Below are 5,465 nucleotides of genomic sequence, written 5' to 3'. Positions count from 1 at the left end.
ACTTCTCGCGCGCGATGCGCTCGCAGGTGTCGAGCACCGCATCGAAGGTCTCGCGCGAGTGGTCGGCGAAGCGCCCGCGCTCGTTCAGCCGGTCGGCGGCGAGCCAGTCGTAGAGGAGGAAGTCCAGGGTCGGGCGAAGGGACATGGCCGGCTCGGGCAGCAGATCGACAAGCGGGCCAATGTAATGCAATCACCGGGGCGGTTCTGACTCCTTCATGACACGCAGCGTCTGGCTCGGGCGCTCGCCGAAACGGCGCCGGTACTGGTCCGCGAAATGCCCCGCGTGGAAGAAGCCGTAGCGCTCGGCGATGCGGGCCACGGCGTCGCGGCCGGCGCCCGGCCCGGCGGCCCGCAACGCCTGGCGCACGCGTTCCAGCCGCACGCTGCGCCAGTGGCCCATCGGGCTTTCGCCGGTGGCGCAGAGGAAGGCGTGCTGCAGCCCGCGCGCGCTCACGCCGAGGTGGCTGCACAACTGCGCCAGCGTCAGCGGCTCGGTGGCGTGCGCGTGCATGTACTCCTGGGCGCGGCGCACCACGCGCGGCAGCAGCGGCCGCCGGCCGGCCTCCAGCAGCGCCCGGTGGCTGTGCGGCAGCTGCAACAGCAGGGAGGAGACCAGGTACGACTCGGCCTGCCGGGCGAGCGCCGAGCCGGAGAAGGCAGGGTCGGCGTCCAGCGTGCCGCACAGGTAGCGCACGAAGGCGCCGATGCCGGCCATCGGCGCCGCGTCCATGTCCACGCCGGGCTCGAACACCAGCGGGCCGCACAGCGCGTGCTGGGCCAGTTGCTCGAACTGCTGCACCACGGCCGCCTGCGACAGCCGAACGATCAGGTGCGGGCTGTCGGCCGCCCAGTGCATGCGCAGCGGCTCGGTGGGCGACGGCAGCGAGGCCTGCCGGGTGTCGGAGCGCAGTTCCCGCCCGCCGCACCAGACCGTGGCGCCGCCGCGCAGCGGGATCTGCAGCAGGTAGAAGGTGCCCAGGTGGCCCGGGTCGATGTCGACCGCCGGACCGTACTGGACGTAGTTCAGGCTGGACGCCTCGCCCAGCCGCGCGCTGTGGTGGCGCGCGTCGAGCCGCTCGCCCGCATGGCAGGTGTTCAGCGCATGCGGGCAGAACACGCGCGCCACGCTCTCGCGCGCCTGGTCCACGTCGCGGGTGTGGAACAGGGCGTAGCGTGACAGCGGCAGGGGCGCGGTTTCGGTCAGGTCCATCGGCAGGCCGATGCTGGCGCACAGCCCGCCCATCGCGCAACGGGACTCGCCCGCAGCCGCCCCCCCGCCTGGCGGCCGGCGGCGCAAATTGCTGCGTTTTCGGGATGTCGGCCGCGTCCGGCGGATGCCGCGCCGCGGCGCCCGCTCCTATCTTTGCGCCGCATCAAGACACGACAGAAGGAGACCACAGCATGTTCAACGGTTTGTCCGGCAAGGCGGCCATCGTGACCGGCGGCGCCACGCTGATCGGCGCCGCCGTGGTGCGCGCGCTGCACGAGGCGGGCGTCCGGGTGGCGCTGGCCGACATCGACGCCGCCGGCGGCGCCAGGGTGGCGGCCGAATGCGGCGAAGGGGTGTGGTTCCGCGCCACCGACATCACCGACGACGCGCAGGTGCAGGCCTGTGCCGACGAGGCGGCGGCGCGCTTCGGCCGCCTGGACTTCCTGGTCAACCTGGCCTGCAGCTACGTCGACGACGGCCTGGACTCGGGACGGGCCGACTGGCTGACGGCGCTGAACGTCAACGTGGCCAGCGCCGCGATGATGCTCAAGGCCGCCCTGCCCCACATGCGCCGCGCCGGCGGCGGCGCGGTGGTCAACTTCACCAGCATCTCGTCCCGGGTGGCTCAGACCGGCCGCTGGCTGTACCCGGTGAGCAAGGCGGCGCTGGTGCAGCTGACGCGCAGCATGGCGATGGACCTGGCGCCCGAGAAGGTGCGCGTCAACAGCGTCTCGCCGGGCTGGACCTGGTCGGCCATCATGGACCAGCTCACCCACGGCGACCGCGGCAAGACCGACCGCGTGGCCGCGCCCTTCCACCTGATGCGCCGCGTCGGCGACCCGGAGGAGGTCGCGCAGGTGGTGCTTTTCCTGTGCTCGGACCACGCCAGCTTCGTCACCGGCGCGGACTACGCCGTGGACGGCGGCTACTCGGCGATGGGGCCCGAATCGCACGAACCCGCCATTCCCAGGCTGACGGCCTGACCGGCCCGCCCCCTCAACAGGAGACCCCCCATGCGCAACATCCTCATCGTCGGCGCCGGCCAGTCCGGCCTGCAGCTCGCCCTCGGCCTGCAGGCCAAGGGCTACGGCGTCACCGTCGTGTCCAACCGCCCGCCCGAGGACATCCGGGACGGCAAGGTGATGTCCAGCCAGTGCATGTTCCACGACAGCCTGCAGCACGAACGCGACCGCGGCATCGCCTTCTGGGAGAAAGACTGCCCGCCGGTGGAAGGCATCTCCTTCACCGTGCCGCACCCCGAGCAGGCCGGCGTGAAGGCGCTGCACTGGAGCCACCGGCTCGACCGCATCGCCCAGTCCGTGGACCAGCGGGTGAAGGTGCCCGGCTGGATGGCCGAGTTCGCCAAGCGGGGCGGCCGGCTCCTCATCCACGACGCCGGCATCGACGACCTGGAGCGCTGGACGCTGGAGCACGACCTGGTGATCGTGGCCGCCGGCAAGGGCGAGATCGCCCGGATGTTCGAGCGCGACGCCGTGCGCAGCCCCTACGACAGGCCGCAGCGCGCCCTGGCGCTCACCTACGTGCACGGCATGCGCCCGCGCGAGGAGCACAGCGCCGTCAACTTCAACCTGATGCCCGGCGTGGGCGAGTATTTCGTCTTCCCGGCGCTGACCCACAGCGGGCCGTGCGAGATCATGGTGTTCGAGGGCCTGCCGGGCGGGCCGATGGACTGCTGGCGCGACGTGCGCACGCCGTCCGAGCACCTGGCGCGCTCGCTGGAGGTCCTGCGCCGCTTCCTGCCCTGGGAGGCCGCGCGCTGCGAGCACGTCGAGCTGACCGACGCCAACGGCATCCTCAGCGGCGCCTTCCCGCCCACGGTGCGGCGGCCGGTGGGCAAACTGCCCAGCGGGCGCGTCGTGATGGGCATGGCCGACGCCGTGATGCTGAACGACCCGATCACCGGCCAGGGCTCCAACAACGCCGCCAAGTTCGCACACGCGGTGGAGACGGCGATCCTGGCGCACGGCGGCGCGGCCTTCGACGCCGCCTTCATGCAGGACACCTTCGAGCGCTTCTGGACCGGCTACGGCAGCCATGTGACCGCCTGGACCAACGCCATGCTGCAGCCGCCGCCCCCGCACGTGCTGCAGTTGCTGGGCGCGGCGGCCGGCTCGCCGGCGGTGGCGCGGCGCATCGTCAACGGCTTCAACGACCCGACCGACTACGCCAGCTTCTTCATGGCGCCGGACCGGGCCGAGGCCTACTTGGCGCAGGCCGCCGCATGACGACGGCCGACCCGATCGCGCTGCTGCCGCCGCTGCAGGCGCTGCGGCGCACCGCCTGCCTGCCGCCCTCCGACTTCCGGCTGGCGATGCGGCGCCTGGCCGGCGCGGTGTGCATCGTCGCCACCACCGACGGGCAGCGGCTGACCGGCCTCACCGCCACCGCCGTCACCTCGCTGTCGGCGGAGCCGGCGCGGCTGCTGGCCTGCATCAACCTCAAGGGCAGCACCTTCCGCGTCGTGGCTGATAGCCGGCGTATGAGCGTCAACCTGCTGGCCCAGGCCCACACCGGGCTGGCGCAGCGCTTCGGCGGCGCCGGGCCGGGCGCGGGCGAGCTGTTCGAGACGGGCCGCTGGGACACGCTGGCCACCGGCGCGCCCATCCTGCGCGATGCGCTGGTCGGCTTCGACTGCGTCGTCGACGAGATGATGGTGGCCCACAGCCACGCCGTGATGATCGGCGAGATCAAGGCCGTCCAGATGCACCCCGGCAACCAGCCGCCCCTGCTGTACGCGGAGGGCCGCTACACCACCCTGGCACCTCAAGGAGACATCCCCACATGACCGCCCTCCCACCCCGCTCCCGGACCCTTCGCGTGCGCGCCCGCGACGGCAGCGGCGAATTCGGCGCCTACCTGGCCGTGCCGCCTGCCGGCAAAGGGCCCGGCATCGTCCTCGCGCAGGAGATCTTCGGCGTGAACGCCACCCTGCGGCAGGTGGCCGACTACTACGCCGAGGAAGGCTACGTGGTGCTGGTGCCCGACCTGTTCTGGCGCCAGGAACCGAGCGTCGAGCTGGACGAGCGCCGCGAGTTCGACCGCGCCCTGGCGCTCTACCAGGGCTTCGACGAAGCCAAGGGCGTGAAAGACATCCAGACCGCGCTGGATGCGCTGCGCGCCCAGCCCGAATTCGCCGGCGGCGCCGGCGTGCTGGGCTTCTGCCTGGGCGGCAAGCTGGCCTACCTGGCCGCCTGCCGCACCGACTGCGACGTGGCCGTGGGCTACTACGGCGTGGGCATCGAGCAGGCGCTGGCCGACGCCGACCGCCTGGACGGCAGGCCGCTGGTGCTGCACCTGGCCGAGAACGACGGCTTCTGCCCGCCCGAGGCGCGCGAGGCCATCCTGAAGGCGCTCGGCGGGCGCGCCGGCGTGGCGCTGCACGTCTACCCCGGCGTGGACCATGCCTTCGCGCGCCCGGGCGGCGACCACTACCACAAGCCCTCGGCGCTGATGGCGCACCAGCGCAGCATCGCGGCCTTCCGCGGCGCGCTGGGCCCGCACTACGACTTCTCCCACCTGTGGGACAAGCACTGCGAGTACGAGTTCGCCACCCGCGACGTGGACGCCACCATGGCCACGATGGTGCCCGAGCCCTACGTCAACCACATCCCGACGATGACGGGCGGCGTGGGCCACCGGATGCTGGCGCGCTTCTACCGCCACCACTTCGTCGACGCCAACCCGCCCGACACCACGCTGATCCCGCTCTCGCGCACCATCGGCGCCAGCCAGATCGTGGACGAGCTGCTGTTCTGCTTCACCCACACCTGCGAGATCGACTGGATGCTGCCCGGCATCGCACCCACCGGGCGGCGGGTGGAGGTCCCGCTGGTGGCGATCGTGAAGTTCCGCGGCGACAAGCTCTACCACGAGCACATCTACTGGGACCAGGCCAGCGTGCTGGTGCAGATCGGCCGGCTGGATCCGGCGGGCCTGCCGGTGGCCGGGGTGGAGACGGCGCGCAAGCTGCTGGACGAGACCCTGTCCTCCAACACGCTGATGGCGAACTGGGCCCGCTCCGAGGGCCGCTGAAGGCGCCTCGGCGGCAGCGCGCGCTCAGGCAGCAGGCAATTGGCCGGCTTCGGCGCGCGTCAGCGCCATGGTGCCGGCGGCCTTGACGACCAGCGTGCGCCGGCCGTCCTGCGCCACGGCATGGACCTCGGCTTCGGTGAAGCTGAGCTGGCGGCCGGGCTTGACCACCCAGGCCTCGCACTCCAGCCAGTCGCCGCGCGCG

Annotated in this window: 6 protein-coding genes; 4 read left to right on the top strand and 2 right to left on the bottom strand. The window is 72.4% G+C overall.

Translation table 11 applies throughout. The annotated features are described in order from the left end of the window. Both ACIY1X_RS24390 and ACIY1X_RS24385 read right to left on the bottom strand, forming a co-directional pair. The coding region (locus ACIY1X_RS24390) for an acyl-CoA dehydrogenase N-terminal domain-containing protein (RefSeq protein ID WP_399685725.1) at nt 1-145 on the bottom strand (145 nt) is incomplete at its 3' end. Between the two features lie 45 nt (nt 146-190). Continuing rightward, on the bottom strand, nt 191-1,210 hold the full coding sequence (locus tag ACIY1X_RS24385) for a helix-turn-helix domain-containing protein (RefSeq protein ID WP_399685723.1): 1,020 nt from the start codon (nt 1,208-1,210) through the stop codon (nt 191-193). Nucleotides 1,211-1,401: 191 nt separating this feature from the next. Here ACIY1X_RS24385 and ACIY1X_RS24380 point away from each other — a divergent pair, with 191 nt between their 5' ends. Genes ACIY1X_RS24380 through ACIY1X_RS24365 form a run of 4 tightly spaced genes read left to right on the top strand, consistent with a single transcriptional unit; the run spans nt 1,402 to nt 5,263 of the window. After that, nucleotides 1,402-2,193 (top strand): SDR family oxidoreductase, encoded by a 792-nt coding sequence (locus ACIY1X_RS24380; protein WP_399685721.1) that lies wholly within the window; start codon nt 1,402-1,404, stop codon nt 2,191-2,193. Nucleotides 2,194-2,223: 30 nt separating this feature from the next. Beyond that, complete coding sequence (locus tag ACIY1X_RS24375) at nt 2,224-3,456, top strand: styrene monooxygenase/indole monooxygenase family protein (RefSeq protein WP_399685718.1); 1,233 nt, start codon at nt 2,224-2,226, stop codon at nt 3,454-3,456. Continuing rightward, complete coding sequence (locus tag ACIY1X_RS24370) at nt 3,453-4,016, top strand: flavin reductase family protein (RefSeq protein ID WP_399685715.1); 564 nt, start codon at nt 3,453-3,455, stop codon at nt 4,014-4,016. Before ACIY1X_RS24375 ends, ACIY1X_RS24370 begins: the two co-directional genes overlap by 4 nt. Further along, nucleotides 4,013-5,263: a dienelactone hydrolase family protein gene (locus ACIY1X_RS24365; protein ID WP_399685712.1), complete on the top strand. Its 1,251-nt coding sequence runs from the start codon at nt 4,013-4,015 to the stop codon at nt 5,261-5,263. The genes ACIY1X_RS24370 and ACIY1X_RS24365 overlap by 4 nt, the downstream gene beginning before the upstream one ends. Nucleotides 5,264-5,465 lie beyond the last annotated feature (202 nt).

The organism is Xenophilus sp., assembly GCF_044462705.1.
In the GTDB taxonomy this organism is placed as follows: domain Bacteria; phylum Pseudomonadota; class Gammaproteobacteria; order Burkholderiales; family Burkholderiaceae_C; genus Xenophilus; species Xenophilus azovorans.
This window is presented reverse-complemented; position numbering and strand designations above follow the sequence as displayed.

Coding starts and splice junctions, on each gene's coding strand:
- ACIY1X_RS24385 (WP_399685723.1), bottom strand. CDS start 1,210: ATGGACCTGACCGAAACCGCGCCCCTGCCGCTGTCACGCTACGCCCTG.
- ACIY1X_RS24380 (WP_399685721.1), top strand. CDS start 1,402: ATGTTCAACGGTTTGTCCGGCAAGGCGGCCATCGTGACCGGCGGCGCC.
- ACIY1X_RS24375 (WP_399685718.1), top strand. CDS start 2,224: ATGCGCAACATCCTCATCGTCGGCGCCGGCCAGTCCGGCCTGCAGCTC.
- ACIY1X_RS24370 (WP_399685715.1), top strand. CDS start 3,453: ATGACGACGGCCGACCCGATCGCGCTGCTGCCGCCGCTGCAGGCGCTG.
- ACIY1X_RS24365 (WP_399685712.1), top strand. CDS start 4,013: ATGACCGCCCTCCCACCCCGCTCCCGGACCCTTCGCGTGCGCGCCCGC.